Raw genomic sequence first — 26,447 nt, forward strand, 5'->3', positions numbered from 1 at the left:
CGAGAGAGGGACGGATGGCGCAGGATCCGTGCGAAGGCCGCAGCCGCGCCACCATACCTGGTCGGTGTCGAGGATATCTCGCTGGATCTGTCCCAACGATGCGTTGTGCTTGGGGGGCGTAACGGCGCCGGCAAATCCCGGGTGCTGAGAGGGTTGGCGAACGAGCTGGGCTCGAGCGCTCGGTATGTGGACCTGCACTACGTCGCGCAGCGAATCTTGCAGGCGTCGCGACATCGGACGGACATCGCTGAGATGCTGGACGAGTACGACCCTCTCGACCTCGACAAAGAACGCCTAGAAGACGTAACCAGGGTCATCGGCCGCGACTACGACGAGCTTGATTGGTACGCGCTCGAGGTAGACACGTCGGCCGTAGCCGAGGAAGGCGACGACAAGACGCCGCCCGAGATGGCGTGGCTCGCGGCCGAGCCGATGCCATTCTTCACCGCCACGTTTCGGGGACGAACGTACACGTCGTCGGAAATGGGACTCGGTGAGTTCGGGGTGCACCTGTTGTTCTGGTACCTGTATCAGTGGTCTGAGGTCGACGAGATCAAATACCTGCTTCTCGATGAACCGGACGCCTACCTTCCGCCTGTTGCGGCCCAGGCTCTTATCCGACGGTTGTTGTGGTCTTGCCTGCAGCACGGATGGTCACTTGTCGTAACCACCCACAGCCAGCCGGTCATTGCAGAGTCGGCAGAAGAGCGCGCCTTCGTTCGGCTCGACGTCGATTCATCGGGAGCGATCACAAGCACGCACGTTCGCGACGCACCCGGGGCCGCAGACGACTTGCTTGCTGCGCCCCCGCTGAGGCGTGTTCTCTTCGTGGAAGATGAGTCCGCCTACTACCTCACGCGATCTCTACTGAGGGCCACCGATCGACGCGCCGACCAGTCCACGATGGTGGTTTGGAAAGACGGTTATGGGTACATGAAGGCCCTTCGCGAAGCTCTGCCAAGAACTCCCGATAGTCGGTTCGCGTTCGCCTTCGTGTTCGACGGTGACAAACGGGTCGAGCTCGGACCATCGGGGGATCGTCAATGGCCCACGCTCTATCTACCCACAGAAGGCGACCCAGATGCTCTGTTTGTCAGCCTGGGCAGGGAAGTCGCGCGGCTCGCTGACCGATTGCGAGTCGATGCCCAGGAGCTGCAGTGGACAATCGACTCGCTCGCGGGTGCCGATCCACATGATTGGGTAAACGCCTTGGCTGCGAAGCATGATCGCGGCCTGGTGCTACGTGCTCTTGCCGACCTTTGGATTGAACTGAACCCTGACGAAGCCACCGAGTTCTGCCGCCAGCTTCGTGATCTCCTCTAGCGGAGCGTAGGAACCCGCTGTCGATACCCACTTCATAGTGTTGTTCGGCGCTCCGAGCCACCAATCGCAAACGGAACGGTTGACAGTACCGCGTTGCTGGGCCGCCATGTCAGACCTTCACGACAGAATGTGAACATGCTTCCGAACCTCGCTCTCGTGTCCGATACGCCAGCGCTACGGAAGTCCCGCGGGGCCTTCTTCACCCCCGAAGCGCTCGCGTCGTTCGTAGTACGGTGGGCGATTCGTAGCGCCGACGATATGGTCCTCGAGCCCTCGTGTGGGGAGGCCGCATTCCTCACCGAGGCCGTTCACGCACTGCGTGCGCTCAATCCGCTAGCGGCTCCTCGGGTCGACGGTGTAGAGATCCACGCAGCTTCTTCGGCAGAGGCTCGGCGCCTGGTCGCTGAGGCAGGCGGTGAGCCACACATCGAGACCAATGACTTCTTCCTTACGGAGACGGTCGGCTCCTACGACGCTGTGATCGGTAACCCTCCGTACATCAGGTACCAGGACTTCTCGGGCGAGGCTCGCCTTCGTTCGCGGGCTGCCGCACTCCGCGCTGGCGTGAATTTGCCTGGCCTCGCATCTTCTTGGGCGGCATTTACGGTGCATTCAGCGCTTATGCTCCGCAGAGGCGGGCGGCTTGGGCTGGTGATACCGGCAGAGCTATTGTCAGTGAACTATGCAGCCGAGGTTCGGCGCTTCCTGCTTGCCCGTTTCAAGACCATCGATCTGGTGCTCTTCACCGAGCGCGTGTTCGCGGAAGCGCAGGAGGACGTTGTCCTGCTTCTCGCCGACGGCTTCGATGAGGGCAGCGCAAAGCACATGTCGATCTATCAGGCGCAGAACGCGTCGAGTCTCTCAGAGACTCTCGCGGCGACCACGTGGACTCCGACGGACCCGTCTGCGAAATGGACACCTTCGTTGCTTAGTGCGCAGACGCTGCGCACCTATGCCGCCCTCACAGAGGACGGTTTTACTACCCTCCACGAGTGGGGCGAGACCACGCTCGGCATGGTGACGGGGAACAACAGGTACTTCACCATGTCCCCTCAAGAAGCTTCGCAAAGGGGTATCGCTCGCTCGGAGCTGCTCAAGCTTTCGCCTCCAGGGAGCTCCCATCTGCGAGGTCTGATGCTGTCTGACGACGCCTGGCGCGCCCTAGGGAAGCGCGGGTCCGCCACATTCCTCTTTTATCCGGGCGATCGACCCTCATCCGCCGCCTTGGAGTACATCCACGCCGGCGAGACCGCGAAGGTTCACCTTGCATACAAGTGCCGGGTCCGCAAGGTTTGGTGGCGCGTGCCGCGGCTCAAGCCTGCAGATCTTTTCCTCACGTATATGAACGCTGACACTCCACGCATCACGACGAATGCGGCGAATGCGCTTCACCTCAACAGCGTTCATGGGGTCTATCTTGCAGAGAAGTACCGTGCCCTAGGTCGGGATCTCCTGCCGCTTGCGGCGCTTACGTCAATGACGCTGGTTGGTGCGGAGACTGTCGGGCGGGCATACGGTGGCGGCATGCTCAAGATCGAGCCTCGAGAAGCGGATCGGCTTCCCGTTCCGAGTCCGGCGGTAGTGGAGGCTGCCCGTGAGAAGCTGGTCGCACTTCGTCCCCAGCTCGGCTCTCGCCTCCGTAGCGGCCGTCTCGTCGAAGCAGCACGTCTAGTAGACGATGTCCTTCTCGTCGGAGAGCTTGGTATGTCACGCGGCGATGTCAAGTCACTCAGCGATCAGTACATCGAGCTCTCCGGGAGACGGACCGCGAGAGGTCGTCGTGTCGAGGTTTGAAGATCGCCTTCTGGCTGCAGTCAAGGCTGCGGGTCTGAAGCCTGCTGACAATGGCGCGCAGGGTGACAAGAAGAACTGGAACCAGCGGCTCAGCGACAATCTCGCGCTCGCGATCGCCGCCGAGCTTCGCGATCTCGGTATGGACAGAGCGTTGCCCGCAGAACCCGGCCAGGTTGGCCTGAGCGGTGCGGAGCGTCGACTCTCCGGCGGTATCGGCGCAAAGAAGGTGGATGTCTCCTGGGCAACTGAGGACTCGGGCTTGATCTTCGCGATCTCCATCAAGACGATCATGTTCCGCGACAACTCGACGGGGAATTTTCAGAAGAACCTCACGAACCGTCGCGGAGACATGCTCATCGAATCCGTCACGCTGCATCGACGCTTTCCTTACGCCGTATTGGCTGCTTTCCTGTTCTTGGATGCTGGTGCCGCTACGGACGATCTCAACCCGGACGGCTCGGCGAAGAAGCGAAAGAGCACCTTCAGGAATGCGTTCCCGAGGCTCCGACTCTTCACGGGGCGGGACGACCCTGCGGGGCGCGAGGAGCAATTTGAGAAGTTCTACGTGCTGTTGCTCGACTCGAATCCCTTTGCGCCATCTATACGCGCGTTCGAGGTCAACAACGGTGAGAAGGAGATTGATCTCGATGAGGCACTTTCAGAGATGATTACCCTGGTAGGGGAACGGAATTTCGACCTTTACGACGGCACGGACGGAAGAATCACCAAGCTGTGAATACGGCTCGTCAGCGTCGGCGCATAGACGGATAGCTCGCCCATCTTCTACCGGCTACTTGCGCCCAGCGTTCTGCAGTGCCGTTCGCGTACCCCATCAGGTCGCTGAGCACACGCGCAGGCATGCTGGCGGCGAGGTCGAGCATGGCGGCATTGCGCGCCGAAGTCGGCTGGATCCCAAGCCTCTTGAGGCCACGGGCTAAAGCGTCGGGTGTGAGATGCGCGCCTGCCGCGTACCCGGTGAAGAGCCATGGCTCGGCACCGGCCCGATGCTGATCTGACCAGTCGATCTGGGCTCGGACAAGCCTATCCATAGGCGGCGGGATGCGGACGGAGTCGCGCCCGAGGCGCGTGAACAGCTGCCCGTCGACATCTGAGAACGCTGTTGTCCGCAGTTTCGCGATGCGGCCGATGCTTTGGCCGAACACGAGGAGGAAGAGCCCTGCGACGCGTGTCGCAAGTGCGATGGAGTCGTCTTCGAGCAGGCGAGCAATGTGCTGTTGCCGCTTAGGTTCTGGCATCGGCGCGGTTGGGCGGCTGTCTTTCGGATGGGTGGGCTTTGTGTAGCGAACTGAACGGTTCTCATGTGCCCATCGCAGGAAGGCGATGATCTGACGGCGCCGGTTTCGATGCTCGACCAGGACGGTGTCGATGTCGCCCTGGCTGGCCCCTTCAATGGCTTTTTCCTTGTCGCGGAGGGAATCGACACACAAGGCGGCAGCCTCAAGCTGGTATTTCGCGACTAGGAGGCGCGTTGTGTCGGATCTGCGTGTCGCCGGGGTGGTCAACGCAAGTTTTCTCTCGATGGACCAGCGGGAGTACTGGGCGAGGAGCATTCGATCCGCTGCAGGCTGTACTCGCATGAGGAAGCTCTGCGACCACTGAACGTAGCGGTCCAGATCGTTGTCGCCAGGTGTGATGATGCCCGATTCAATGAGAAGTGCTTGAAGCTGTGCGGTTGCTCGGGACTGCGGCATCGAATTGAGCGAAGCGCGCGTCGCGGCTATTTCTCCCCGGGCCATCTGCCGCAAGAGGGCGGCGGCCTTGCTCTGTTCGCACCACTCGACTACGCCACGCGGGGTCATGTCTGGCCGATCGATCAGCGCTCGTAAGCGAGCCAAGCCTTCTTCGGGCAGGTGGCCGCTGGGGACGACTGCAGCGATCGCGTCGGCCTTCTTGCAGCGGAAGCATCGTTTGCCCTGGCGACCTGCGTCTTCCGTGCCGCAGGCCTTACACGCGAACGGCGGTGGACCGTGTCCCGCGCAACTCGCGCAGAGTCGTTCATCAAGGCGACCAAACAACGCCACAGATCTTCGCGCGCAACTGCTGCACGGTTTCGGGTAGCGGATCGTCATCTGCACGCAGGACTCGCACACGAGGCGTTGTGGTAACGCACGGACATGCTCTTTGTCCTTCATGCAGATCTCACAGAATCCGTGCGGTCGCTTGGGAGCGCACGATGGACAGTGCTCAAGATTCCGTGTGGTTGTTCCGCACTGGATGCACTGTCGCCGTCGACGGTGGGGCGTGGCATGACGCTCCCAGCACGACTGGCAATAGGGGATACGTCCAAGCCGGGCGTGCACGCGCCGGGTCATGCCGCAGCTGAAGCACTCCTCCGGCTCGCGCCCCGCTTTGCACGGGGTACAGAGCCGGAGATCTGACCCCCTCATACCCGACACGATTCCTGTCTGCTGACATCGTGGGCACGACGGAAGCGGGGCCTGAGTCGAACCATGGCGATTGCCCAGGATGATGGCAAGGCGCTGGACGACGACCTCAGCAGCTGGATTGCCGAAGATGCGATCTCGCGGCAACAAAACTAGCGACTTGCGGAGCTTGTACAGACCATAGATGTTGCCGTTTGCCGCCTCGATGCAGGCCTGGAACTTGTCCTGGGCCGTGACGTCAGTAACGGACAGGCTGACCAACGCCACGCATTCGTTGACGAGCTCCAGCCACTTCTCTTCGCTGAACACGCGAGTCACGGCGTCAAACCTGACCGGGCTTCCGGAGGTTTGCGCGTTGCGGGCGGAGGTCACCGATTGGAGCACGAGTCTGCTCGCCGGCGTTGACAACGGCAAGCGACTCTTGTGCTTCGACGCTGATCAGGTCGCCGGGCGTGCATGACAGGATGTCGCAGAGAGCTCCGAGGACCTCCAGGTTCAGTCGCTGCGGCGGTTGGGTCACCAGCCGGTAGACCTGTTCGCGGGACAAGCGCACGCCGCGTTCGGCAAGGAGCGGTCGTAGTGCGGTGGTTTGGAACATCTGCTGCTGTGACATCAACTCGCGGAGGTTCCACTTGGTCGTGATGTTGCGCATCATTGGTCCTTCTGCAGTGCTGGGGGCATGACTCGTGCGATGGCTTCGTTGAATACGCGGTTCTTGAAATCGTTGCTCACGGATGTGTAGATCGCGGTCGTGGAGGCGTAGGCGTGCCCGACTTGCTCTTGCACGAACCGCTCCGCGTAGCCGAACTCAACAAGATGAGTGACATATGAGTGTCGCAGGCTGTGGAGGGTGAGGTACTCGGGGAGGCCGGCTTCGTCTCTGATGTTCGCGAAGCGCTTGTCGAGGTAGCCCGGCGATACGCGAGTCTTTCGTTCAGTGACCCACAGAGCGGGTATTGGCCCCGCTCCGAAGCGCGGGCGTCCTTCTTCGACCCACTGGCGCATACCGTCGACGAACCAGTCGAACTCGGGGACGAGCATGACGGTGCGTCTCTTGGGGCCGCCGCCTCCGCTGGCCTTACCCCACCGCACATGGATAGCTCCGTAGGTTCCCCACTTGGGCATCAAGTGGTTCGGATGCAGGTCGACCAGATCTAGCCCGACAGCCTCTCGGCGGCGCAGTCCGAAGGCGTAGATAGTCTTCAAGATCTGGGCATCGCGCAAAGCCCCGAGTGCGCCCTTGCGCCCCGAAGCCACGAGCTGGTCCACTCGAGCATCCGCTGCATCGAAGAGTTGTTGAAGCTCGTCCACGGAGAACGCGCGGCGGTTCCCATCTGTCTCGAACTCGGAGAGATGTCGAGTGGTGTTCCATTCGAAGCAGATCTGCGACGGCGTCGCGTCGAACTCGGCTTCACACCGCCGTACCCAGTCGTACCTCGGGTCGAGTAGGTAAGCGCAGAACATGCGGATCGACTCGTGATCATGTCGGACGGTCGCCCGCTTGAGCGGTCTACTAGATGCCCGGTGCGCCGTGTAGTCATCGATGTCCCCTGTGTGCCATTCCCAGGGGTACTCCCCAGACCACGCTTGAAAGTGTGAGACGCGTCGAATCCGCTGCTGAATGGTCTGGCGGCCCAGGCCGCGCGCGAGCTGCTGGTTCTCCCACCCCTGAAGCATCTCGATCCAGGCCGAATGCTCCGGATTGATGCGGGGGAGCGCATCCCAGTCGCTGCGTTGACGACCCATGTCCTACTTCCGTTGCATCATTGTCTGGTTAGATGCATCATTCCTCACGGTCCCTTTGAGACGCAACATGAATCTGGATGGCCGTGCTGGGCACATGCGAGTATTGACGGCCTTTCGATCCGCAGAATGTTGCGTCCGTTGCAACAGTAGATGGTTTGTGGTGCGCGGCGCCTGGTCGGTCAACATCCGGAAGTTCCTTCCCGGGTACCGCAGTCTGGACGCCCTGGTGCGACAGGGCATGGTGCCGGCCGAGGTCGCCGGGATGCTGGCGGAGGCGATGCGCTCAGGACGCAGCGTGATCGTCTCCGGTCCCACGCACGCCGGCAAGACGACGCTCCTGGCGGCTCTCGTGTTCATCCCCGGGCAGAGAGTCAGCTTGGAGAAGGTCGCGGAGGTGCGTGATGCACTCGGCATCCAGTACGGCGCCCTCGGCTTCGACCAGAAGCGGGATCTCATCCGTGCTCTGCTGGAGATCCGCGTCGAACCGGGGTTCGGGGCGCGCAGGGCCTACCTGACGCACACGGTCGTCACTCGGCTCAACGAGGATTCGGAAGACATCGCCTGACGGTCGACAGCGGTCACACCAGGAGTTGAGCGAATCGTCTGTCGTACTCGGTGACCCAGTCTCCTCTGTACTTCAACTGAGCGAGAGCGGTGTCAATCACCGCGTGAGCTTGAACGGACCTCACTACTTCCCCGGCGAGGTGGATTCGCACCAGGTAGTTGATGAATTTTGCGATCCATCGCCCCTTCAGGAGAAGTTCCTCACGAGTGCTGACATGTCGGAGTGCGCGTCTATTCATCGACGCGTAGTCTGACGGGGCCGCTGCCAGGAGCGCGGCTTCGACGTCATGCACCTTCTGAGAATTGAGCGTTCCGAACTCGCCAACATTGACTCGGGAGTGCTGGCTCCAGGGTGCGCATCCGGGGGAGCCGCAAGCTAGGCCTACCAGACCGAGCCGTAGCCAGTCGTCCCACAGCGTTCGTAGCGCAATCGCGGGATTGGCTGCCTTCCTGCGTAGGCGCTTCGTTAGTCTGCTGTCGATGCCATATGCGCTGCGAACCGCGCTCCATATCTCGCTGTTGAGCAGAATGTCTGCCTCAACGTCGGTGCCGATCGTGTACATGACGTGAGGAGACGTCGAGAGAATTCCTTCGAAGTCGTCCCGGTCGCGATCAAGCATGAACACCGCGCGAACCGTACGTTTGCTGTTCGACTGAACGAGCTTGTTTTTCGATTCGAGATGATCGTGAATCGCTAGGACGTGCTTCTTTCCACCGGCTGACGTGCCACCGACATTGATCTCTTCAGCTAGCCGGAGCTGCGCCTTCAAATCGCGGGTCGAAGGCAACTTCTTTAGGAGCTTGTCGTAGTGAGGCCGGTCATGGTCGCGACCCTCCACGATGACCCAGAAGTCGTGCTCGCCCATCTGCATGCGCCGTGCAAAAGCGTTGACGCTCCACTTCGGTTTGCTCATAGTTCGAAAACGTGCTCATCGGCTACGTCCGCCATGATCTCTGGCGAGTGAGTCGCAAGAAGCAACTGGCAGTCTCCGTTTACTCGTTGCATCGATCCCACCAACTGCTGCTGCCAATTGACGTGAAGCGAGAGCTCTGGCTCGTCGATCATCACGGTGTCCTCTGCGGCTCCCAGCACTTCTAGCAAGATCTGGAGCAACTGCTTCTCTCCGGAAGAGAGCGACTTCAGAGGGATTTGCTGCTCCCCAATCTCAACGCGAAGCGCAACCTGGGCGTACTGGCGTGGCATGCGTGGGACGCCCAGGATCAGGTGCTTGTCGCCGGTGTACATCGAGTCGATCACGCTTTGAAACTCGCGTTGCGGCATCAAGACGTCATCTGTCGCGCGACGTACGTCTTGGATCTCGGACACAACCTGCCGGTGCTCTTCCGATTTCTTGTAGCGCTCAGCGAACTTCTCCCGCGACATTCCGAGGGGGAGACCTTGCTCGCTGAGGAAGGCGCGAACGAGCGAATATGCCTCGTTAGGGTCAATCCGGTCGAGACGGCTCGGCGATTCCATCGGGGTGGGTACGCCCCCGAACAGTGTCGCGAGCACTGTTGCAAGCCCCGTCTGCTGGATGTCTCGGATGCGGCTGAGACTCTTGGTGGCATAGTCACGCCACCTCTCCCTGACCTGCGTTACGAAAAGCTCTTCGGTCGAGAGTCTTCGGTCTCCGGCGTATGCGGGTCGTCTTCGGGCATCGACCACGCGAGTGATCGGCAGATAAGAGTGTTCGAGCGGTCGGCTCATCACCTTCATGCCAAAGTCGATATCGTCCCACTCGGTGTGCCATACGCCGCTTAGATCGTCGTCAGGGGAGATCCAAGAACCGTCGTCGTCTTCTGCGAACAGGATGGATTGACGTGGGGCGTCGTCTTCTTCATCTTCTTCTTGGGGAGCGTCGTTGAAGAAGCGGCGAATCACGAGCCCGTTCTCCAGACCGACTCGGAAGCGGATCTCCGCGGACTTGAACGGAAGGTCTTCAAGTCCGGATGACTCGTTGTTCATGCCCGCATGGAGGATCTTCAGAAGTGTGGTCTTGCCCGCACCGTTGAGCCCCCAGAAGATATTTACGTGCCTGTCGAGCTTGTGCTCGACTGGATCAGGGCGGCCCGCCAGGCCAGTCACCCTGAAGCTCTCAATCCATGCCATGTTCCGGTCTCCGTTGCTCGTCGAATCACAATCTAGCGTCCACACGAAGCGAACGTCGCCGGGGCTCAGTAGCATCCGAAGCATGGACGTAGGCTGGTGGGCGCTGATGGTCTCCGGCGCGAGTCTTCTCATCAGTGGCGGTACGTACTGGCGGAACCGCACGCCGTCTCCCAAGTGGGTCCATGAGGTGTCGATCAAGACGGACAGCGATGGCGAGATGCGAGTTACCGGCTCCGTCATCAATCGAGGGCGGGGTGCAGGAAGGGACGTGTGCTTCGAGCCGGAAGGCATGGGGATCATGAACGTGTTCGCTCGGCGGAAGTCGGAGCGGGCAGAGTTCGGGGAGAAGCTAACCACGACGCTGGTCTACCGGCCAGGGACGACTGGGTCGGGTGCCTTCGTGCTCACGTGGAGCCAGGAACCGAATCTTCATCGCCGTCGTGCGCTCCGTGTCCCGTACTCCCTTGGCAACGGGCGCGGTGAGCTGCCTGAGCCCGAGCGCGACGATCTCGGGATCGTCTTCTGAGTTGACGCGGACTGCGGTCAAGTCGGGGCCGCTAGCTGAGGCGGGCTGCTCCGCATCCAGGGCACAGCCAGCGCTCGCCGCGTGCTGTCAGCTGCGGTTCCATCGTTGCTAGGCACGCCGAACAGCGCGGGCTCATGCCCTCCAGGTCATCGGCGTCCGATTCGGGGAGATCGTCGGGGAGCGGGGGCAGGATCACGGCGTCACGCTCGGCAGAATGCGTCGGTTCCACCTCTGGGTGTCGTCGTCTGCGAACCGCCACACGATGACGACGTTAGGGCGGTCAAGGCTGTAGCGGGCTCGGGAGAAGAAGTCGAGCACGTCCGTGGGATGCACGGTCAACGGGAAGTCTGTGCGCGGCTCCAGTAGCGCGCGTTTGTTTTCGGAATCGGCTCGGATGCTGAACACGATGACATCGCGCGTCGAGCCGTTGCGCACCGTGAACAGTTCGCCGCTCACGTGCTGGGCGTCCTCCCACGGTGGGGCGTTGTCGTCGCGGGTGCTGCGCTTGTCAGTACGCCGGGCGCGGATCTCTCCGGAGACACCCCAGACGGCCCCGAGGAGGCCGATCAGCCACGGCACCCAGTCCCACACCGCCGCGCCGATCTTCGCCCAATCCATGGGGGCAAACCTAGCCGATCAGCGGTAGACGCGGCCTAGCCTTGGAAGGTGACGACAGTGCTCTCAGAAACGGCGAAGCGCCCTCCCCATGATGTTGGTGACAGCCGACGACCGGGGAGGGCGCTGCTCTCATCGTACAGGAGGTCGTTCTCGAAATATACGCGCTAATCTGGGATTCTTTTGTGCTAAATACACACTAACTACTCCCAGGGTTGTTCCAGGTCGGTGACGTTCAGAACCTACCCCTATTACACACTTCTTTATCACGCTGATGACGGCGGGACTGGTCGTGCTGATCTGGGCCGTGGCCGGGCCCGCCCTCACGAACCTGTTCGAGCAGGCCATCGCGCGCGTGAGCGGGCTCTGAGGCGATGAGCGGGAGTCGGCCGGAGCCGATCCGCGGGCGATGGTGGGCGTGGGACATGCAGGAGGTCGATCGGGGATCCAGTCCGGTCGAGTTCGTGCTGGTCGGCGCACTGCTGACCGTGCTCACCCTCGCGGTCGTGCAGTTCGCCCTCGCGGTCTATGTGCGCAACGTCGTGCACGACGCCGCCGTCGAGGGAGCGCATGTGGCGGCTCTCGCCGACACGGCACCGACGGAGGGGACGCAGCGCACCGTGCAGGTGATCGGCCGGGCGGTGGGGAGCGAGTACGCACGAGACGTGCGCGTGCGCGAGACGACGGCCCTCGGCGTTCCCACCATGGAGGTCAGCGTGCGGACGACACTGCCGGTGTTCGGCCTGCTCGGGGTGCCTTCGGTCTGGGAGGTGACCGGTCGTGCTCCTGTGGAGTCGCTCACGGAAGGTCCCTGAACCACGGGGCGCGACGCCGGAACGGGGTCCGCTCGGCGGGGATCGGGGATCCGCAGCCCTGGAGTTCATCGGGCTCGGCGTGGTCCTGCTCGTGCCGCTCGTCTACCTCGTGCTCGCCCTCGGCGCGATCCAGGGGCAGCTGCTGGGCGTCGAATCGGCCGCCCGGCATGCGGCCCGCACCATGAGCGGCGCCTCCGACGAGGGGGACGCCGCAGCCCGCGCCGACGCCACCGTGCAGTCTGCGATCGAGGAGTACGGGATGGATCGGGGATCCGTCCAGGTCGCCATCAGATGCGCGCCGGAGGGGGCAGGCTGCCCGTCCGCCGGCGCGACTGTCGTGGTCACCGTCACGGCGAAGGTCGCTCTGCCGCTCGTGCCGTCGGTCTTCGGGCTGGACCGGATGGGCACCGTCCCGGTTCAGGCGTCGACCGCGTACAAGGTCTCGCGCACGTGGACCGGCGGATGAACGGCGGGGCGTGGGCGCGGCAGCGGGTGACCGACCGCGGGGCGGGACGCTCGCAGGCTCGTCCGGTGGGTGCAGACGACAGGGGGAGCACGATGCCGCTCGTGCTCGGGTACCTGGTGCTCGCGATCGCGCTGATCTACGTCTGCGTGTGCGCGACGGATCTGTACATCGCGCAGAAGCGCCTCGACTCGGTCGCGGATGCCGCAGCGCTCGCCGGGGCGGACGGCTTCCGGCTGCAGGTCGAGGGTGCCGCGGTCCATGCGGAGCTCGAGGACGCGGAGGTCGCGGATCAGGCCGCCGCGGTGGTCGCGGTGCTCGACGACGGCACGGAATTGGTCTCGGCGGACAGTCCCGACGGGCTCTCCGCGCGGGTGACGGTGCGGACGACGTGGACGCCGCCGTTGCTCAGCGGCCTCGTGCCGTCGATGGTCACGATCCCGGCCACGGGCACGAGCCGCACCGCACTCGAGTGAGTTCGCCACGCCAGTGGCGATCACCGCGGTCTCAGCCGCGGCGCGGCCGGTACACCGTCAACGCGCGGCGCACGGCCCTGACCCGCAGCACGTCGACTTCCTCGCCCACCTCGCCGTCGCGTGCGATGCGCTCCGGCCCGCCCGGCAGGCCGATCTCGAACTCGGGAGCGGACACCTCGTGGTACTGCTTCACCCGAGCCAGCTGGCCGGTGAGGGTGGCGAGCAGGACGACGAAGCGCGACCAGCGGTCGGACACGTCCAGGATCCGCACGTCGATCAACCCGTCCTGAAGGTCCTCTCGCACATTCGGCGCGAAGCCGTGCGGCTCATACTGCCCGTTCCCGATGAACAACAGGCTCGACTCCCGCGTCGTGCCGTCGACCGTCACGGCGACCGCACGGTCCTTGCGCATCGTGCGCCAGCCGGCGGCCAGCGCCGCGAGCGGCTTGCCGATCCGCTTCTCCAGACCTTCGCGGATCCGCACGAAGTCGGTGTACGCGCCCACGCTCGCCGTGTTGAGGAAGATCCTGTCGTTCAGATACGCGACGTCCACCTTCGTCGCGGTGCCGCGCCGGATGGCCTGCACCGTGTGCCGCGCGCTGTCGGCGCCGATCGTGCGGGCGAAGTGATTGAACGTCCCGCCGGGGAACACCGCGAGCGGCAGATCCCTCTCGATCGCCGCCTGCGCGGCCGTCGCGACCGTGCCGTCGCCCCCGGCGACCGCGAGCACCTCGGCCGCGGCGGCCGCTCGGCGCATCACGGCCTCGACGTCGTCCGACCCGCGCAGCTCGACGACCCTCATCGCGGGCAGCGCTCGCCGCAGGGTACGGGTGAGCGCGGCGCCGCGCCCGCTGTGAGACGCGGGATTGACGACGAGCGTCACGCCCTCGCCGCGGGGGCGCGGGGGCAGCTGGTCCAGCTCGCGGGGTGCCGGCACCGAGGGCGGCGGCACGGGCGGCACGAGCCGTCGGCCGATGGCCGCCACCGTGCTGCCCAGCACGAGACCCGCCGCGACGTCGGAGGGGTAGTGCGCGCCGGTCGCGACACGGGAGAAGCCCACCAGCCCGGCGAGCACCTGGAGCGGCACGCCCGCCGCCGGAAGCTCGGCCGTGACGCCCGCCGCGAAGGCGGCCGCGCTGGCCGAATGGCCGCTCGGGAACGAGGAAGAGATCGGCGTCCTGCGGGACAGCCGGCCGATCGGCACGAGCGACCGGATCGGGCGCTCGCGGTGATGCAGGCGCTTGGCGAGCTGGTTCGCGATGAGGCTCGTCGCCCCGAGCGTCACGACGCCGCGCAGACCGGCGCGCCGTGCACGGCTGCGTCCGGTCAGGTACAGGCCGCCGGCGATCGCCAGCCAGAGCACCGAGTGGTCGGCGGCGTTCGTGAGCCGGGGCATCCAGCGGTCCAGGATCGGGCTCGGCGTCGTGGCCACGGCGGAGAACACCGCCGCGTCCAGGGCGTGCACCTGCTCCCGGACCTCGGCGGCCGCGCCGCGGACCGGGCGGGTGGTCTTCCTGCGTGCCATCGGACACCTCCTCGATCCACGTTAGCGAAGAGGCTCTGGGGGAGCGGGCCCCGGGGCAACGACGGCAGGGGGCCGGCGCCCTACGGCAGGGGCCGGCGCGGCACGAACCGGGGGATGAAGCGCAGGAACCCGACCGCGCCCAGGATCCCGATGGCGCCCATCGCGGCCGCTCCGATCGCGAGCGAGCTGATCGCCGCGATCCCCGAGAACAGCAGGGGTGCGACGGCCCCGCCGGCGTCGGTGAGCGTGCGCCACGATCCGAGGAACGCGGCCGGCTCGGACTGCGGGGCGACGTCGGCGCCGAGCGTGAGCAGGATCCCGCTCGACAGCCCGTTCCCGACGCCGAGCACCGCAGCGATCATGCCGAACCAGAGCACCCGGGTGTCGGCGTCGTGCGTGAGCGAGAGGGTGAGGAAGCCCAGCCCCATCAGCACCATCGCCGGCAACGCCGCCCAGAGCCGCCCGAACCGGTCCATCACCTGACCGCTCGCATAGAAGAGGGCGAAGTCGATCGCCCCGGAGACGCCCACCACGAGCGCGATCGACGAGGCGTCCAGCCCGATCGACACGCCCCACAGCGGCAGCACGACCTGGCGGGCGGAGCGGACCGCCGACAGGCTCGCCGCCGCGAGGCCCAGACGCGAGAGCACGCCGCGATTGCGCCACATCGTGCGGAACACACCGGCGCGCTCGACGGTGGGGATCGAGCCGCTCACCGCCTCGCCGGTGTCCTCGACCTCCGCCGGCTCGCGGTCGGCGGCCGCCGCCTGGGCCTCCGGATCCGGCCCGAACAGCACGAGCAGCACGAGGGCGACGAGGCAGACCGAGAAGAACCACAGCGCGGCGTTCTCGGTGTGGAACACGGCCAGCAGCGCCGCGGCCAGGAACGGGCCCACGAACATGCCGGCGCGGAAGGATCCGCCCAGCAGCGACAGGGCGCGGGCGCGGAACTCGAGCGGCACCCTGGTCGTCATGAACGCGTGGCGGGCGAGCCCGAACGCGGCCGCCGACATGCCGACCACGAACACGGCGACGGTGAAGACCACGAGACTCGGCGCCAGCGCTCCCGCGATCACGCCGATCAGCGACAGGACGCCCGCGATCACCATCGTGTACCGCTCGCCGACCCGGGAGACCAGCCAGCCCGCGGGGATGTTGCCGCACAGCTGGCCCACGACCAGCGCCGACGCGATGAGGCCGGCCGAGGCGAGGGTCGCCCCCCTGCTCGCCGCGATCACCGGGATCAGCGGCACCACGGCGCCTTCGCCGAGCGAGAACAGGAGTGTGGGCAGGTACACCATCGGACCGAACTTCCACAGCACCGACGACGCTCGAACCATCACGCCTCCACGGTAGTCTGGTAGCGCCATGCTCGAACTTGATCTCTCCGCCGAAATCGCGGCCCTCCGTCACACCTTCGGCGACATCCGCGAGGTCGTCGACGTCGAAGGGCTCCGCGCCGCCATCGAACGCCTCAGCGAGGAGGCCGGCGCGCCCGACCTCTGGGACGACCCGGAGAAGGCGCAGAAGGTGACCAGCGCCCTCAGCCACCGTCAGGCCGAGCTCAAGCGCGTGACCGAGGTCGAGCAGCGCCTCGACGACCTCGAGGTGCTCATCGACCTCGCCAATGAGATGGAGGACGAGGACTCCGCCGCCGAGGCGCGCGCCGAGCTCGCCAGCCTCACCGACACCATCAGCCAGCTCGAGGTGCAGACCCTGCTCGACGGCGAGTACGACGAGCGCGCCGCGATCGTCACGATCCGCTCGGGTGCCGGCGGCGACGACGCCACCGACTTCGCCGAGATGCTGCTGCGCATGTATCTGCGCTGGGCGGAGCGGCACAAGTACCCGGTCAAGGTCATGGACACGTCCTACGCCGAGGGCGCGGGCATCAAGTCCACGACCTTCGAGGTCGACGCCCCCTACGCGTTCGGCACGCTCTCGGTCGAGGCGGGAACGCACCGTCTCGCCCGGATCAGCCCGTTCGGATCGGCCGACAAGCGCCAGACCTCGTTCGCCGCGGTCGAGGTCATCCCGCTCATGGAGGAGGCGACCGAGGTCGACATCCCCGAGGGCGACATCCGCGTCGACGTCTTCCGCTCCTCGGGTCCCGGCGGCCAGTCGGTCAACACCACGGACTCGGCCGTGCGCATCACCCACCTTCCGACCGGCATCGTCGTCTCGATGCAGAACGAGAAGTCGCAGATCCAGAACCGCGCCGCCGCCATGCGCGTGCTGCAGACCCGCCTGCTGCTGCTGCAGAAGGAGGAGGAGGCGGCGAAGAAGAAGGAGCTCGCCGGCAACATCACGGCGAGCTGGGGCGACCAGATGCGTTCCTATTTCCTCTACGGTCAGCAGCTCGTGAAGGACCTGCGGACCGGCCACGAGTCGGGCAACCCGACGACGGTCTTCGACGGCGACCTCGACGGCTTCATCTCCGCGGGGATCCGCTGGCGCAAGCGCAAGGACGACGACGACTGAGCCCTTCCGGGCCCGGCCGCGGTCAGAGGCTTCCCAGGTGACGTCCGGGGGCCCAGCCCGTAAGGTGGTCTTCCGATGACTGTGACACGGAGAATCCCGATGACTGTGACACGGAAGACGGCAGCCGGCTGCGCCATCGCGGCACTGATCGTTCCGCTCGCGGCGACGGCCGCGTTCGCCTTCGCCCCGGCCGACGTCACCACGCCTCGCCGTGCCGTGTCGCTGGTGGTCGACCCGCAGCACTACACGGTCGCCTCCGTCGCGCAGGAGCCGGTCACGGCCCGCGCCGCCTTCGACGTCTACACCCCTCCGGCTCCCGCCCCCGTGGCGGATCCCGCTCCGGCCTCCACCGCGGCCGCGTCGGCCGCGGCCGCGCAGTCGTATTCGGGCGAAGCCATCGTCGCGTACGCCCAGACGTTCGTCGGCGTGGTGCCCTACGGCTGGGGCGCGGATCCGAGCGACTCCTTCGGCTGCGACGGTCTTGTGCAGTACGTGTTCGGCCACTTCGGCATCAGCCTGCCGCGTGGCGCCGACAACCAGGCGGCGCTCGGCACCGTCATCTCCGCCGACGAGGCGCGGGCAGGCGACCTGGTGTGGTGGCCCGGGCGGCACATCGGCATCTGGGACGGCGCGGGCGGCATCATCGACTCGCCCGACTGGGGGCGCTACGTCGAGCACCACGCTCCGTGGGCGAGCTCCGGGCCGCCGATCTTCATCCGGCTCTGATCCGGCACGGGATCCCAGCCACCTCATAGCCCGGAACCCGCCGCCGTGGGGTGTCGCTCGCCGACTGCGCGCGGCGCCCGCTTAGGCTCGACACGCCATGATCCGATTCGAGAACGTCACCAAGCGCTATCGCGGCACCAAGCGTCCCGCGCTCTCCGGGGTCGATTTCGAGGTGCAGCGAGGCGAGTTCGTCTTCCTCGTCGGCGCGTCGGGATCCGGGAAGAGCTCCTGCCTGCAGCTCATCCTCCGGGAGGAGTCGCCCACGTCCGGCCGTGTCGCCGTGCTGGGCCGCGACCTCAAGTCCATCGCGAACCGCAAGGTCCCCTACTTCCGCCGCAGCATCGGATCCGTCTTCCAGGACTTCCGCCTGCTGCCGTCGAAGACCGTGTACCAGAACGTCGCCTTCACCCTGCAGGTGACGGGCGCGTCGCGCGGCTTCATCCAGCAGGCGGTGCCCGAGGCGCTCGCTCTCGTCGGTCTGAGCGGCAAGGAGAAGCGGCTTCCGCACGAGCTCTCCGGTGGAGAGCAGCAGCGCGTGGCGATCGCCCGCGCGATCGTGAACCGCCCGCAGATCGTGCTCGCCGACGAGCCGACCGGAAACCTCGACCCCGGCACGTCCGTCGACATCATGCAGCTCCTGGCGCGCATCAACGCCGGCGGAACCACGGTGCTCATGGCCACGCACGAGGCCGCGTTCGTCGATCAGATGCAGCGCCGCGTGATCGAGCTGCGCGACGGCGAGATGGTGCGCGACGAAGTCGGCGGCGGATACGGCGACACGTCCAACGTGCCGCGCCTCGAGCCCGAGGCGATCCGGGGCGCGGCCGCGACGGCCGCGCTGCAGACGGTGCGCGAGGTGCATCGCGAGACCGAGGCCGCGATCGCGGAGCCCGTTCCCGCACCCGCGCCCGCTCCTGAGCCGCAGGCTCCCGCTCGGCCGACGGTGAAGCCCGCCGACGAGGCGCGTCCCGCGACGCACCCGATCACGCTCCCCGCCATCGACGTCGCCGAGCTCGGCGTGGCGGATCGGCTCGGACTCGATACCGGTGACGACGAAGAAGTGGGGCCGGTGTCATGAGGTTCGGACTCATCCTCGGCGAAGCGCTCACGGGCCTCCGCCGCAACGCATCCATGGTCATCTCCGTCGTGCTCGTGACGTTCGTCTCGCTCACGTTCGTGGGTGCGGCCATCCTCATGCAGGCGCAGATCGGCACCATGCGCGCCTACTGGCAGGACCGCGCCCAGGTCGCGATCTACATGTGCTCCTCGGTGTCCACGTCTCCGGGGTGCGTCGACGGCGTCGCCACGGAGGACCAGATCAAGGCCGTGCAGGCGGATCTCGATGGCCCCACGCTCAAGCCCCTGATCTCGAAGAGCTCCTTCCAGACCGCGGATGAGGCCTACCAGGAGACCCTGAAGCTCGTCGGCAAGGACTACGCGGGCGTGCTCACGCCCGACCAGGTCAGCGCCGTCTTCAAGGTCAACCTCAAGGACCAGACGCAGTCGGCGGTCCTCGCCGAGGCGTTCAGCGGGCTCAAGGGCGTGGACGAGGTGAAGGACCAGCTGGAGTATCTGGATCCGCTGTTCCGCGCGCTCACGGTCGCGACCTACATCGCCGTGGGCATCGCGGTGCTCATGCTGATCGCCGCCGTGCTGCTGATCGGCACCACCATCCGACTGTCCGCCTATGCCCGACGGCGCGAGATCGGGATCATGCGTCTCGTCGGCGCCTCGAACCGCTTCATCCAGACGCCGTTCGTGCTCGAGGGCGTGTTCGCGGCCGTGATCGGATCCGTGCTCGCGAGCGCGGCCGTGCTGCTGGGCGTGAAGTTCGGCGTGCAGGAGTACCTCGCCAAGACGGTCGGATTCGTGACCACGTGGGTGGGGTTCAACGAGGCGCTGCTCGTGGTGCCCGTGCTCATCGGCATCGGCGTGATCCTCGCCGCGCTCAGCGCCGGCTTCGCGATCCGCCGCTGGCTGCGCGCCTGATAGGCTGACAGGCTGCCGTGCGCCCGCGCGGCGCAGAATCAGGAGATCGCCATGCCCAGGGAACGCGGGGAGAAGGTCGTCGCGACCAATCGTCGCGCACGTCACGACTACAACCTCGAGAAGTCGTACGAGGCGGGACTCGTGCTCACGGGCACCGAGGTGAAGTCGCTGCGCCAGGGGCGTGCGAATCTGACCGACGGATACGCCTTCATCAAGGGCAACGAGGCGTTCCTCGACGCCGTGCACATCCCCGAGTACTCGCAGGGGCACTGGACGAACCATTCGGCCAAGCGGATCCGCAAGCTCCTGCTGCACAAGGAGGAGATCGCGAAGCTCTCGCATGCGGTCTCCGCAGGCGGCTACACGCTCATCCCGCTGCGGCTGTACTTCTCCGACGGACGCGCCAAGGTCGAGATCGCACTGGCCAAGGGCAAGCGCGAGTACGACAAGCGGCAGACTCTGCGCGAGCGCCAGGACTCCCGCGAGGCGGAGCGCGCCATGCGCTTGCGCAACCGCGTCGGGGAGTGACGACGGGTCTTCCGCCGGGGTGACGGATCAGGGCGTCGGCTCGAATCCGAACACCGACCCGAGGAAGCGCAGCTCCGCCTCGGCCGCCGCGATGACGGTGTCGGCCTGCCGGAACCCGTGGCCCTCCCCGGGGAACAGCAGGTACTCGTGCCGCACCCCGCGCGCCGCCAGCGCATCGCGGATCGCCTCGGACTGCGAGGGTGGGACCACCGCGTCGTCCGCCCCCTGCAGGATGAGCACGGGCACGTCGATGCGGTCCGCGTGGGTCAGCGGTGAGCGGTCGATGTACGTCTGCTCGGCCTCGGGCAGCGGGCCGACGAGCCCGTCGAGGTAGTGGCGTTCGAAGTCGTGCGTCTCCTGCGCGAGCAGGCGCAGGTCGGCGACGCCGTAGCGGTCGATCCCGGCCGCGAACACGCCTCCGCGGACCAGCGCCGACAGCACGGTCCAGCCGCCCGCTGACCCGCCGCGGATGGCGATGCGCGCCGGATCCGCGATCCCGGCGTCGGCGAGCCCCTGTGCCGCGGCGAGCACGTCGTCCACGTCGACGACGCCCCACTGCCCGTCCAGCCGCGCGCGGTAGTCGCGGCCGTAGCCCGTCGATCCGCCGTAGTTCACGTCGAGGACGCCGATGCCGCGACTCGTGAAGTAGGTGATCCAGCCCGCCTGCGCGCCCGCCGAATGCGCGGTGGGACCGCCGTGCACCTGCACGATGTACGGCGGGAGGGCGTCTGGGTCCGCGTCGACGTGGGGGTTCGCCGGGGCGTGATCGAACGCGTGCACGGGCCCGTGCGGTCCGTCGAACGTGACGGACCGCGCGCCGGGCACCCACGCCGGATCGACGGGGTCGCCGCCGCGGATCGTGCGCGCGACGCCGGCGTCGACGTCGAGCTCCCAGAGACCGGGGGTGACCCGGCGGCCCTGCCCGGTGACGAGCACACGCGATCCGTGCGTGTCCTCGAGGCTGAGGTCGGCGTCGAACGGCACGTCGAGTTCGCGCAGCAGCGCGCCGTCCGGATCCAGCAGCGCCAGCGTGTCCGAGCCGTTCGTCCGGATCGCGAGGATCCGCCCGTCGTCCAGGATCCGGAACCAGCGCTGGCCGAGCACCCAGAGACCGCCGCCCGTGTCGGCGTCGGCGGGGGCGAACGGCTCCGTGACCGCCGGCGGCGCCGGAGCGGGCGGCTCGGGCTGCACGCCGATGCGCGCGCGATGCAGGTTCCAGCGTCCCGTCGCGTCGTCGGCGAACAGCAGCTCGTCGTCGGAGATCCACTCGAGCTGCAACGCGGCCCTGGCCGGGATCGCGCTGTGCGCGCCGTCGGCGAGGTTCGCGACGACCCCGATCGCCGCCTCCCACGGCATGCGCGTCTCGCCCCACTCGACGACCGCGAGCCGGGTGCCGTCCGGGGAGAGCGCTGGATGGGCGAAGAAGCCGCTGCCGGAGCGGATCCGGCGGACCGCGGCGTCGTCATCCGCCGCCGAGCCGTCGACGGGGATCTCGGCGATCGCCCGCTCGTGGGGTGTCGGGCGCAGATCCTCCCGGACCGCGAAGAGGCGCCCCTGCTGCAGGCGCAGGCCGCCGTACTGCGCGCCGGCGGCGGTCAGCGGCACCGGGACGTCGGCGCCCGGATCCCATCGGTGCACGCGCTGGTCGTCGCCGTCCACGAAGAACAGCGTCCCGTCGTCGGCCACCGTCCACGCGCCGCCTCCGTACTCGTGCACGCGCGAGCGCGCGTTCCAGGGAGCGGGGAGCACCTCCTGAGCCGGTCCGTCCGCATCCTGCCGGAGCACGCGCATGCGTCCGCGCTCGGCAGGCACCGACTCGCTCCACCAGATGCCGCCCGCGGCGTACTGCGCGCCGTCGATCCGGATGCCGGCCGCGGCGAGGGCGGCGGCGGACAGCGGGGAGGGCCAGGAACCGTATGCAGCGCTCATGTCTCGAGCCTAGAAGAGCCGGTCGTCGGCGAGCCGCGCCGACCCGGCACGGCGGGACCCGACAGGGGCGGAACCGGGACCCGACACATGGTGAAACAGAGAATGCGTGCGACCCCGGCGCCGCCTAGCGTGGGGGGACCGCCCCGATGCTGGAGAGAGATGTCCTTCGACGTGCCGCCGTTCGCCCCGACCGGGGCCGTCTCGCCGCGCGTGCCGATCTCCTTCGAGCTGTACCCGCCGCGCACCCCCGCGCCGGTCGAGGCGCTTCACGAGACGATCCAGCAGCTGGCCTCCGTGTCGCCGCGCTTCATCTCGGTGACCTACGGTGCCGGCGGCTCCGTGGGCGGCCGGTCGCTGGACGTGCTGCGCTACATCCGCGAGCAGACCGCGGTCGAGCCGCTCGCGCACCTCACCTGCGTCGGCAGCACCTATGCGGGCGCGTCCCGGTTGATCCGGGAGTTCCTCGACGCCGGGATCCTCAGCTTCCTCGCGCTCCGCGGCGATCCGCCGCTGGGTGAGAGCGAGCCGTTCCTGGGGGATCTGGAGAGCTCGGCACAGCTGGTGCAGCTGATCGACCGCGCACAGGCGGAGCGTGCGCCGTATCAGGAGAGGCCGATCCCCGGCGTTCCCGGGGCGGTGCAGGTCACGCCGCGTCGCAAGGTGAACATCGCCGTGGCCGCCTACCCGAACGGGCACCCGCGCTCCACGTATCGCAATCAGGACATCGACGCGCTGCTCGCGAAGCAGGCGGCGGGGGCCACCCTCGCGATCACCCAGCTCTTCTTCCACCCCGACGACTACTTCGCCTTCGTCGAGCGCGCGCGTCGTGCCGGCGTCACGATCCCGATCCTGCCCGGCATCATGCCGATCACCTCGCCCGCCCGGCTCCGTCGCGTGCTGGAGCTCAGCGGTGAGGAGCTCCCGGCCGAGCTGTCGATCGCCCTCGAGGTCGAGCCGACCACCGAGGGGCGCACCGAGATCGGCGTCGCCCAGGCGGCCGCGCTCGTGCGCGAGCTCGTCGACGGCGGCGCACCCGGCGTGCACCTGTACGCGTTCAACCAGCACCGCACCGTGCTCGACGTGCTCGAGGAAGCAAGGGTGCTCGACGCGGCGCCTCCGGCGTCCCGCCATGTCGACCGGCGACCCGCGGTGCCCACAGGCCGGCGCTGAGCCGCATCTTCCCCCTTCCGTCAGAGAGGACCGTCATGACCGCATTCCCCGAGGGCACCGTTCTGGGCTACCCCCGCATCGGCCGCCGCCGCGAGCTCAAGAAGGCCGTCGAGGCGTTCTGGGCCGGACGGATCGACGAGACCGAACTCGAGCGCACCGCCGCCGAGCTGCGCGCCGCCACGCGCGAGCGTCTCGCCGCACAGGGGCTGGGCCGGAGCGACTCCGCGATCCCCGAGTCGTTCTCGTACTACGACCAGGTGCTCGACGCCGCCGTGACCGTGGGCGCGATCCCGGCGCGCTTCGAGGACCTGCGCGCCGAGGACGGCACGATCGGGCTGCCCGCGTACTTCACGATCGCACGCGGCGAGGGCGATCGCGCCCCGCTCGAGATGACGAAGTGGTTCGACACGAACTATCACTACCTCGTGCCGGAGATCGGTCCGGAAACCGTGTTCTCGCTCTCCAGCGACCGGATCGTGCGCCAGGTGCAGGAGGCGGCGGACGCCGGCTTCCGCACCCGTCCCGTGGTCGTCGGCCCTGTCACGTTCCTCGCGCTGGCCAAGGCCGCAGACGAGGCGCCGGAGGGCTTCGACCCGCTGTCCCGGCTCGACGACCTCGTGCCGGTCTACGCGGAGCTGCTCGGTGCGCTCAAGGCCGCGGGTGCCGAGTGGGTGCAGCTGGACGAGCCCGCCCTCGTGAGCGAGTCGCTGCCGGCTTCCGTCGCGGAGCTGGGCGCCGCCGCGGCGCGCGCCTACGCAGTCCTCGGCGGACTGGCCGAGCGCCCCGCGATCTTCGTCGCGGCGCCCTATGCCGCCCTCGATGCCAACCTCTCCGTGCTGGCCGCCGCGCCGATCGAGGCGATCGGTCTCGACCTCGTCCGCGGCACCGTGCCCGCGGCCGTTCCCGGCCTTGCGGACAAGGTGCTCGTCGGCGGTGTTATCGACGGCCACAACATCTGGCGGGGCGACCTCGCCGCGGCGTTCGACACCCTCGAGGTACTGCGAGGCCTCGGGGCGGCCGGAGTCTCCGCCGCGACCTCGACCTCGCTGCAGCACGTGCCGCACGACGTCGAGGACGAGTCCAAACTCGACGCCCGCCTGGTGAGCTGGCTCGCGTTCGCCGACCAGAAGGTCGCGCAGATCACGACGCTCGCCCGCGGTCTCGCCGAGGGGCGTGCCACGATCGGCGCCGAGCTCGACGCCGCCTCGGCCGCCCTGGCCGACCGTCTGAGCGCCCCGGGCGTGCGGGTCGATGCCGTCCGTGCGCGCACCGCGGCGCTGACCGAGGCCGACTTCACCCGCGGCGACTACGACGCCCGCGTGGCGGCGCAGTCGATCGCCCTGGATCTGCCGGCGCTGCCGCTCACCACGATCGGATCCTTCCCGCAGACCGGCGAGATCCGCCGAGCGCGCGCGCAGTTCACGAAGGGCGAGATCACGGCGGAGGAGTACGACGGCTTCCTCCGTGACGAGATCGGCCGCGTCGTCGCGCTGCAGGAGGAGCTGGGGCTGGACGTGCTCGTGCACGGCGAGCCCGAGCGCAACGACATGGTCCAGTACTTCGCCGAGAACCTCGACGGGTTCGACGTCACCGAGAACGGCTGGGTGCAGTCCTACGGATCCCGCGCCACGCGTCCGTCCATCCTCTGGGGCGACGTGTCGCGTCCCGCTCCGATCACGGTCGCCTGGTCGCAGTACGCCCAGTCGCTCACCGCGAAGCCGATGAAGGGCATGCTGACCGGCCCGGTGACGATCCTCGCGTGGTCGTTCGTCCGCGACGACCAGCCCCTGGCCGAGACGGCGAACCAGGTGGCGCTGGCGCTGCGCGACGAGATCGCCGACCTCGAGGCCGCCGGGATCGGCGTGATCCAGGTCGACGAGCCCGCCCTGCGCGAGCTGCTGCCGCTCAAGAAGGCCGACCAGCCCGCGTACCTGGATTGGTCCGTCGCCTCGTTCCGGCTCTCCACCGCGGGCGCCGAGACCGCGACCCAGGTGCACACGCACCTCTGCTACTCGGAGTTCGGCGTCGTCATCGACGCGATCCGCGCCCTCGACGCCGACGTGACCTCGATCGAGGCCGCGCGCAGCCGCATGGAGGTCGTGACCGACATCGCCGCGGCCGGCTTCGACCACGGCATCGGCCCGGGCGTCTACGACATCCACTCGCCGCGCGTGCCGGAGACCGCGGAGGTCGAGACGCTCCTGCGCCGCGCGGTCGCCGAGATCCCGACGCGCCAGCTCTGGGTCAACCCGGACTGCGGTCTGAAGACGCGCGGCTACGAGGAGACCAACGCGTCGCTGCGCAACATCGTGGAGGCGACCCGTCGCGTCCGTGAGGACGTCTCGGTCGCCGTCTGAGCGAAAAAAGACGAAGCCCTCCCGGATCCGCTCCGGGAGGGCTTCGTCGTGAGGGAGGGCGTCAGACGGCGCGCAGCACCGCGACGACCTTGCCGAGCACGGTGGCGTCGTCGCCGAGGATGGGCTCGAACGCGCTGTTGCGGGGCAGCAGCCACACGTGACCGTCGCGGCGCCGGAAGGTCTTCACCGTGGCCTCGCCGTCGAGCATGGCGGCGACGATCTCGCCGTTCTCCGCGGTGCCCTGGGAGCGCACGACCACCCAGTCGCCGTCGCAGATCGCCGCGTCGATCATCGACTCGCCGGAGACCTTGAGCATGAACAGCTCGCCCTTGCCGACCAGCTGGCGGGGGAGCGGGAAGATCTCCTCGACCTGCTGCTCCGCGGTGATGGGGACTCCGGCCGCGATCCGGCCCACGAGCGGCACCAGCGCGGCGTCGCCCACGGAGGGCGTCGTGTCGGCGGGGTTCTCCGTGGAGGTGCCTGGCAGGTCGATCAGCACCTCCATGGCGCGCGTCTTGCCCGCATCGCGGCGGAGGTAGCCGCTCAGCTCGAGCTGGCCGAGCTGATGGGTCACGCTGCTCAGGGACTTGAGGCCGACGGCGTCGCCGATCTCGCGCATGCTCGGCGGGTATCCGTACCGGGCGATCGAGGTCTGGATGACCTCGAGGATCGCCATCTGCTTCGCACTGAGGCTCTTGCGGCGCCGCGTCCGCGGGGCCTCGGAGCCGGGGGTCGCGCCGTCGCTCATGCCATCTCCTTCGTGTGCGTCGTGCCCCGCGGATCCGGTCGAACGAGCCGATCTCGCGGGCGGCGATTCGAATGTCGGTGGTCCGTGATGGGGTCTTCGTATCGAAACCGTATCCGAGATCGGGGCGGAATCGGTAGATCTGTTCGAGCGTGTCGGC

At 67.2% G+C, this 26,447-nt stretch carries 25 protein-coding genes; 15 read left to right on the forward strand and 10 right to left on the reverse strand.

The window, feature by feature from the left end:
• Nucleotides 1-186 precede the first annotated feature (186 nt).
• The 3 genes from NFX31_RS06035 to NFX31_RS06045 all read left to right on the forward strand — a co-directional run bounded on the left by NFX31_RS06035 (nucleotide 187) and on the right by NFX31_RS06045 (nucleotide 3,853).
• Nucleotides 187-1,323, forward strand: coding sequence for an ATP-binding protein (locus NFX31_RS06035; RefSeq protein WP_262956996.1), 1,137 nt, complete (start codon nucleotides 187-189; stop codon nucleotides 1,321-1,323).
• A 135-nt stretch (nucleotides 1,324-1,458) separates the two neighbouring features.
• Complete coding sequence (locus tag NFX31_RS06040; RefSeq protein ID WP_262956997.1) at nucleotides 1,459-3,117, forward strand: Eco57I restriction-modification methylase domain-containing protein; 1,659 nt, start codon at nucleotides 1,459-1,461, stop codon at nucleotides 3,115-3,117.
• Complete coding sequence (locus NFX31_RS06045; protein ID WP_262956998.1) at nucleotides 3,104-3,853, forward strand: hypothetical protein; 750 nt, start codon at nucleotides 3,104-3,106, stop codon at nucleotides 3,851-3,853. Before NFX31_RS06040 ends, NFX31_RS06045 begins: the two co-directional genes overlap by 14 nt.
• Nucleotides 3,854-3,863: 10 nt before the next feature.
• Here NFX31_RS06045 and NFX31_RS06050 read toward each other — a convergent pair whose 3' ends face one another.
• The 3 genes from NFX31_RS06050 to NFX31_RS06060 form a co-directional block, all read right to left on the reverse strand.
• Nucleotides 3,864-5,270, reverse strand: a complete 1,407-nt coding sequence (locus NFX31_RS06050) for a hypothetical protein (RefSeq protein ID WP_262956999.1) — start codon at nucleotides 5,268-5,270, stop codon at nucleotides 3,864-3,866.
• Nucleotides 5,271-5,844: 574 nt separating this feature from the next.
• Nucleotides 5,845-6,177, reverse strand: coding sequence for a helix-turn-helix domain-containing protein (locus NFX31_RS06055; protein ID WP_262957000.1), 333 nt, complete (start codon nucleotides 6,175-6,177; stop codon nucleotides 5,845-5,847).
• A complete protein-coding gene (locus tag NFX31_RS06060) occupies nucleotides 6,174-7,268 on the reverse strand; it encodes a tyrosine-type recombinase/integrase (RefSeq protein ID WP_262957001.1) in 1,095 nt (364 codons plus the stop codon). Before NFX31_RS06060 ends, NFX31_RS06055 begins: the two co-directional genes overlap by 4 nt.
• A 157-nt stretch (nucleotides 7,269-7,425) precedes the next feature.
• On the opposite strand from NFX31_RS06060, the gene NFX31_RS06065 reads away from it, so the two are divergent.
• Nucleotides 7,426-7,833, forward strand: coding sequence for a hypothetical protein (locus NFX31_RS06065; RefSeq protein ID WP_262957002.1), 408 nt, complete (start codon nucleotides 7,426-7,428; stop codon nucleotides 7,831-7,833).
• 13 nt (nucleotides 7,834-7,846) lie between these two features.
• Here NFX31_RS06065 and NFX31_RS06070 read toward each other — a convergent pair whose 3' ends face one another.
• Nucleotides 7,847-8,746: a hypothetical protein gene (locus tag NFX31_RS06070; RefSeq protein ID WP_262957003.1), complete on the reverse strand. Its 900-nt coding sequence runs from the start codon at nucleotides 8,744-8,746 to the stop codon at nucleotides 7,847-7,849.
• Nucleotides 8,743-9,942, reverse strand: a complete 1,200-nt coding sequence (locus NFX31_RS06075) for an ATP-binding protein (RefSeq protein ID WP_262957004.1) — start codon at nucleotides 9,940-9,942, stop codon at nucleotides 8,743-8,745. The genes NFX31_RS06070 and NFX31_RS06075 overlap by 4 nt, the downstream gene beginning before the upstream one ends.
• Before the next feature lie 82 nt (nucleotides 9,943-10,024).
• Between NFX31_RS06075 and NFX31_RS06080 the strand changes: the two genes are divergently transcribed.
• Nucleotides 10,025-10,468, forward strand: coding sequence for a hypothetical protein (locus NFX31_RS06080; protein ID WP_262957005.1), 444 nt, complete (start codon nucleotides 10,025-10,027; stop codon nucleotides 10,466-10,468).
• Nucleotides 10,469-10,660: 192 nt separating this feature from the next.
• Here NFX31_RS06080 and NFX31_RS06085 read toward each other — a convergent pair whose 3' ends face one another.
• Nucleotides 10,661-11,086, reverse strand: a complete 426-nt coding sequence (locus NFX31_RS06085) for a hypothetical protein (RefSeq protein WP_262957006.1) — start codon at nucleotides 11,084-11,086, stop codon at nucleotides 10,661-10,663.
• A 422-nt stretch (nucleotides 11,087-11,508) separates the two neighbouring features.
• Here NFX31_RS06085 and NFX31_RS06090 point away from each other — a divergent pair, with 422 nt between their 5' ends.
• From NFX31_RS06090 to NFX31_RS06100, 3 genes are all read left to right on the forward strand, one after another.
• Entirely contained in the window at nucleotides 11,509-11,898 is a 390-nt protein-coding gene (locus NFX31_RS06090; protein ID WP_262957007.1) for a TadE/TadG family type IV pilus assembly protein, read from the forward strand.
• A 58-nt stretch (nucleotides 11,899-11,956) separates the two neighbouring features.
• Nucleotides 11,957-12,364, forward strand: coding sequence for a TadE family protein (locus NFX31_RS06095; protein WP_420847433.1), 408 nt, complete (start codon nucleotides 11,957-11,959; stop codon nucleotides 12,362-12,364).
• Between the two features lie 65 nt (nucleotides 12,365-12,429).
• A complete protein-coding gene (locus NFX31_RS06100) occupies nucleotides 12,430-12,837 on the forward strand; it encodes a pilus assembly protein TadG-related protein (RefSeq protein WP_338101498.1) in 408 nt (135 codons plus the stop codon).
• 31 nt (nucleotides 12,838-12,868) lie between these two features.
• Here the strand turns inward: NFX31_RS06100 and NFX31_RS06105 are convergent, their stop codons facing one another.
• Nucleotides 12,869-14,362 (reverse strand): bifunctional phosphatase PAP2/diacylglycerol kinase family protein, encoded by a 1,494-nt coding sequence (locus NFX31_RS06105; RefSeq protein WP_262957009.1) that lies wholly within the window; start codon nucleotides 14,360-14,362, stop codon nucleotides 12,869-12,871.
• Nucleotides 14,363-14,442: 80 nt separating this feature from the next.
• Complete coding sequence (locus NFX31_RS06110) at nucleotides 14,443-15,702, reverse strand: MFS transporter (protein ID WP_262957195.1); 1,260 nt, start codon at nucleotides 15,700-15,702, stop codon at nucleotides 14,443-14,445.
• A gap of 28 nt (nucleotides 15,703-15,730) precedes the next feature.
• Between NFX31_RS06110 and prfB the strand changes: the two genes are divergently transcribed.
• From prfB to smpB, 5 genes are all read left to right on the forward strand, one after another.
• Complete coding sequence (gene prfB / locus NFX31_RS06115) at nucleotides 15,731-16,843, forward strand: peptide chain release factor 2 (protein WP_262957010.1); 1,113 nt, start codon at nucleotides 15,731-15,733, stop codon at nucleotides 16,841-16,843.
• Nucleotides 16,844-16,942: 99 nt separating this feature from the next.
• Entirely contained in the window at nucleotides 16,943-17,569 is a 627-nt protein-coding gene (locus NFX31_RS06120) for a C40 family peptidase (RefSeq protein ID WP_262957011.1), read from the forward strand.
• A 97-nt stretch (nucleotides 17,570-17,666) separates the two neighbouring features.
• The gene (gene ftsE / locus NFX31_RS06125) at nucleotides 17,667-18,647 is read left to right on the forward strand and encodes a cell division ATP-binding protein FtsE (RefSeq protein WP_045249852.1); all 981 of its coding nucleotides are present in this window, start codon (nucleotides 17,667-17,669) and stop codon (nucleotides 18,645-18,647) included.
• Nucleotides 18,644-19,558, forward strand: a complete 915-nt coding sequence (gene ftsX, locus NFX31_RS06130; RefSeq protein WP_045249851.1) for a permease-like cell division protein FtsX — start codon at nucleotides 18,644-18,646, stop codon at nucleotides 19,556-19,558. Before ftsE ends, ftsX begins: the two co-directional genes overlap by 4 nt.
• A gap of 51 nt (nucleotides 19,559-19,609) precedes the next feature.
• Nucleotides 19,610-20,086, forward strand: a complete 477-nt coding sequence (gene smpB / locus NFX31_RS06135; RefSeq protein ID WP_045249850.1) for an SsrA-binding protein SmpB — start codon at nucleotides 19,610-19,612, stop codon at nucleotides 20,084-20,086.
• Between the two features lie 27 nt (nucleotides 20,087-20,113).
• Here the strand turns inward: smpB and NFX31_RS06140 are convergent, their stop codons facing one another.
• Nucleotides 20,114-22,015, reverse strand: coding sequence for an alpha/beta hydrolase family protein (locus NFX31_RS06140; protein WP_262957012.1), 1,902 nt, complete (start codon nucleotides 22,013-22,015; stop codon nucleotides 20,114-20,116).
• A gap of 159 nt (nucleotides 22,016-22,174) precedes the next feature.
• Between NFX31_RS06140 and NFX31_RS06145 the strand changes: the two genes are divergently transcribed.
• Together NFX31_RS06145 and metE are read left to right on the forward strand one after the other, a co-directional pair.
• Nucleotides 22,175-23,185 (forward strand): methylenetetrahydrofolate reductase, encoded by a 1,011-nt coding sequence (locus NFX31_RS06145; RefSeq protein WP_262957013.1) that lies wholly within the window; start codon nucleotides 22,175-22,177, stop codon nucleotides 23,183-23,185.
• 35 nt (nucleotides 23,186-23,220) lie between these two features.
• On the forward strand, nucleotides 23,221-25,542 hold the full coding sequence (gene metE / locus NFX31_RS06150; protein ID WP_262957014.1) for a 5-methyltetrahydropteroyltriglutamate--homocysteine S-methyltransferase: 2,322 nt from the start codon (nucleotides 23,221-23,223) through the stop codon (nucleotides 25,540-25,542).
• Nucleotides 25,543-25,603: 61 nt separating this feature from the next.
• On the opposite strand, the gene lexA is transcribed toward metE, so the two are convergent.
• Nucleotides 25,604-26,290, reverse strand: coding sequence for a transcriptional repressor LexA (gene lexA, locus NFX31_RS06155; RefSeq protein WP_045249846.1), 687 nt, complete (start codon nucleotides 26,288-26,290; stop codon nucleotides 25,604-25,606).
• Nucleotides 26,291-26,447: the final 157 nt, after the last annotated feature.

Source organism: Microbacterium azadirachtae (genome assembly GCF_025583665.1).
Classification (GTDB): domain Bacteria; phylum Actinomycetota; class Actinomycetes; order Actinomycetales; family Microbacteriaceae; genus Microbacterium; species Microbacterium azadirachtae.

Bases quoted from the DNA above. Each gene is read 5' to 3' on its own strand.
- NFX31_RS06070 (WP_262957003.1), bottom strand. From the start codon at position 8,746: ATGAGCAAACCGAAGTGGAGCGTCAACGCTTTTGCACGGCGCATGCAG.
- NFX31_RS06140 (WP_262957012.1), bottom strand. From the start codon at position 22,015: ATGAGCGCTGCATACGGTTCCTGGCCCTCCCCGCTGTCCGCCGCCGCC.
- NFX31_RS06145 (WP_262957013.1), top strand. From the start codon at position 22,175: ATGTCCTTCGACGTGCCGCCGTTCGCCCCGACCGGGGCCGTCTCGCCG.
- NFX31_RS06090 (WP_262957007.1), top strand. From the start codon at position 11,509: ATGCAGGAGGTCGATCGGGGATCCAGTCCGGTCGAGTTCGTGCTGGTC.
- ftsX (WP_045249851.1), top strand. From the start codon at position 18,644: ATGAGGTTCGGACTCATCCTCGGCGAAGCGCTCACGGGCCTCCGCCGC.
- lexA (WP_045249846.1), bottom strand. From the start codon at position 26,290: ATGAGCGACGGCGCGACCCCCGGCTCCGAGGCCCCGCGGACGCGGCGC.
- NFX31_RS06060 (WP_262957001.1), bottom strand. From the start codon at position 7,268: ATGGGTCGTCAACGCAGCGACTGGGATGCGCTCCCCCGCATCAATCCG.
- NFX31_RS06055 (WP_262957000.1), bottom strand. From the start codon at position 6,177: ATGATGCGCAACATCACGACCAAGTGGAACCTCCGCGAGTTGATGTCA.
- prfB (WP_262957010.1), top strand. From the start codon at position 15,731: ATGCTCGAACTTGATCTCTCCGCCGAAATCGCGGCCCTCCGTCACACC.
- NFX31_RS06080 (WP_262957005.1), top strand. From the start codon at position 10,025: ATGGACGTAGGCTGGTGGGCGCTGATGGTCTCCGGCGCGAGTCTTCTC.
- NFX31_RS06110 (WP_262957195.1), bottom strand. From the start codon at position 15,702: ATGGTTCGAGCGTCGTCGGTGCTGTGGAAGTTCGGTCCGATGGTGTAC.
- NFX31_RS06120 (WP_262957011.1), top strand. From the start codon at position 16,943: ATGACTGTGACACGGAAGACGGCAGCCGGCTGCGCCATCGCGGCACTG.
- NFX31_RS06105 (WP_262957009.1), bottom strand. From the start codon at position 14,362: ATGGCACGCAGGAAGACCACCCGCCCGGTCCGCGGCGCGGCCGCCGAG.
- NFX31_RS06075 (WP_262957004.1), bottom strand. From the start codon at position 9,942: ATGGCATGGATTGAGAGCTTCAGGGTGACTGGCCTGGCGGGCCGCCCT.
- ftsE (WP_045249852.1), top strand. From the start codon at position 17,667: ATGATCCGATTCGAGAACGTCACCAAGCGCTATCGCGGCACCAAGCGT.
- NFX31_RS06040 (WP_262956997.1), top strand. From the start codon at position 1,459: ATGCTTCCGAACCTCGCTCTCGTGTCCGATACGCCAGCGCTACGGAAG.
- metE (WP_262957014.1), top strand. From the start codon at position 23,221: ATGACCGCATTCCCCGAGGGCACCGTTCTGGGCTACCCCCGCATCGGC.
- NFX31_RS06050 (WP_262956999.1), bottom strand. From the start codon at position 5,270: ATGAAGGACAAAGAGCATGTCCGTGCGTTACCACAACGCCTCGTGTGC.
- smpB (WP_045249850.1), top strand. From the start codon at position 19,610: ATGCCCAGGGAACGCGGGGAGAAGGTCGTCGCGACCAATCGTCGCGCA.
- NFX31_RS06085 (WP_262957006.1), bottom strand. From the start codon at position 11,086: ATGGATTGGGCGAAGATCGGCGCGGCGGTGTGGGACTGGGTGCCGTGG.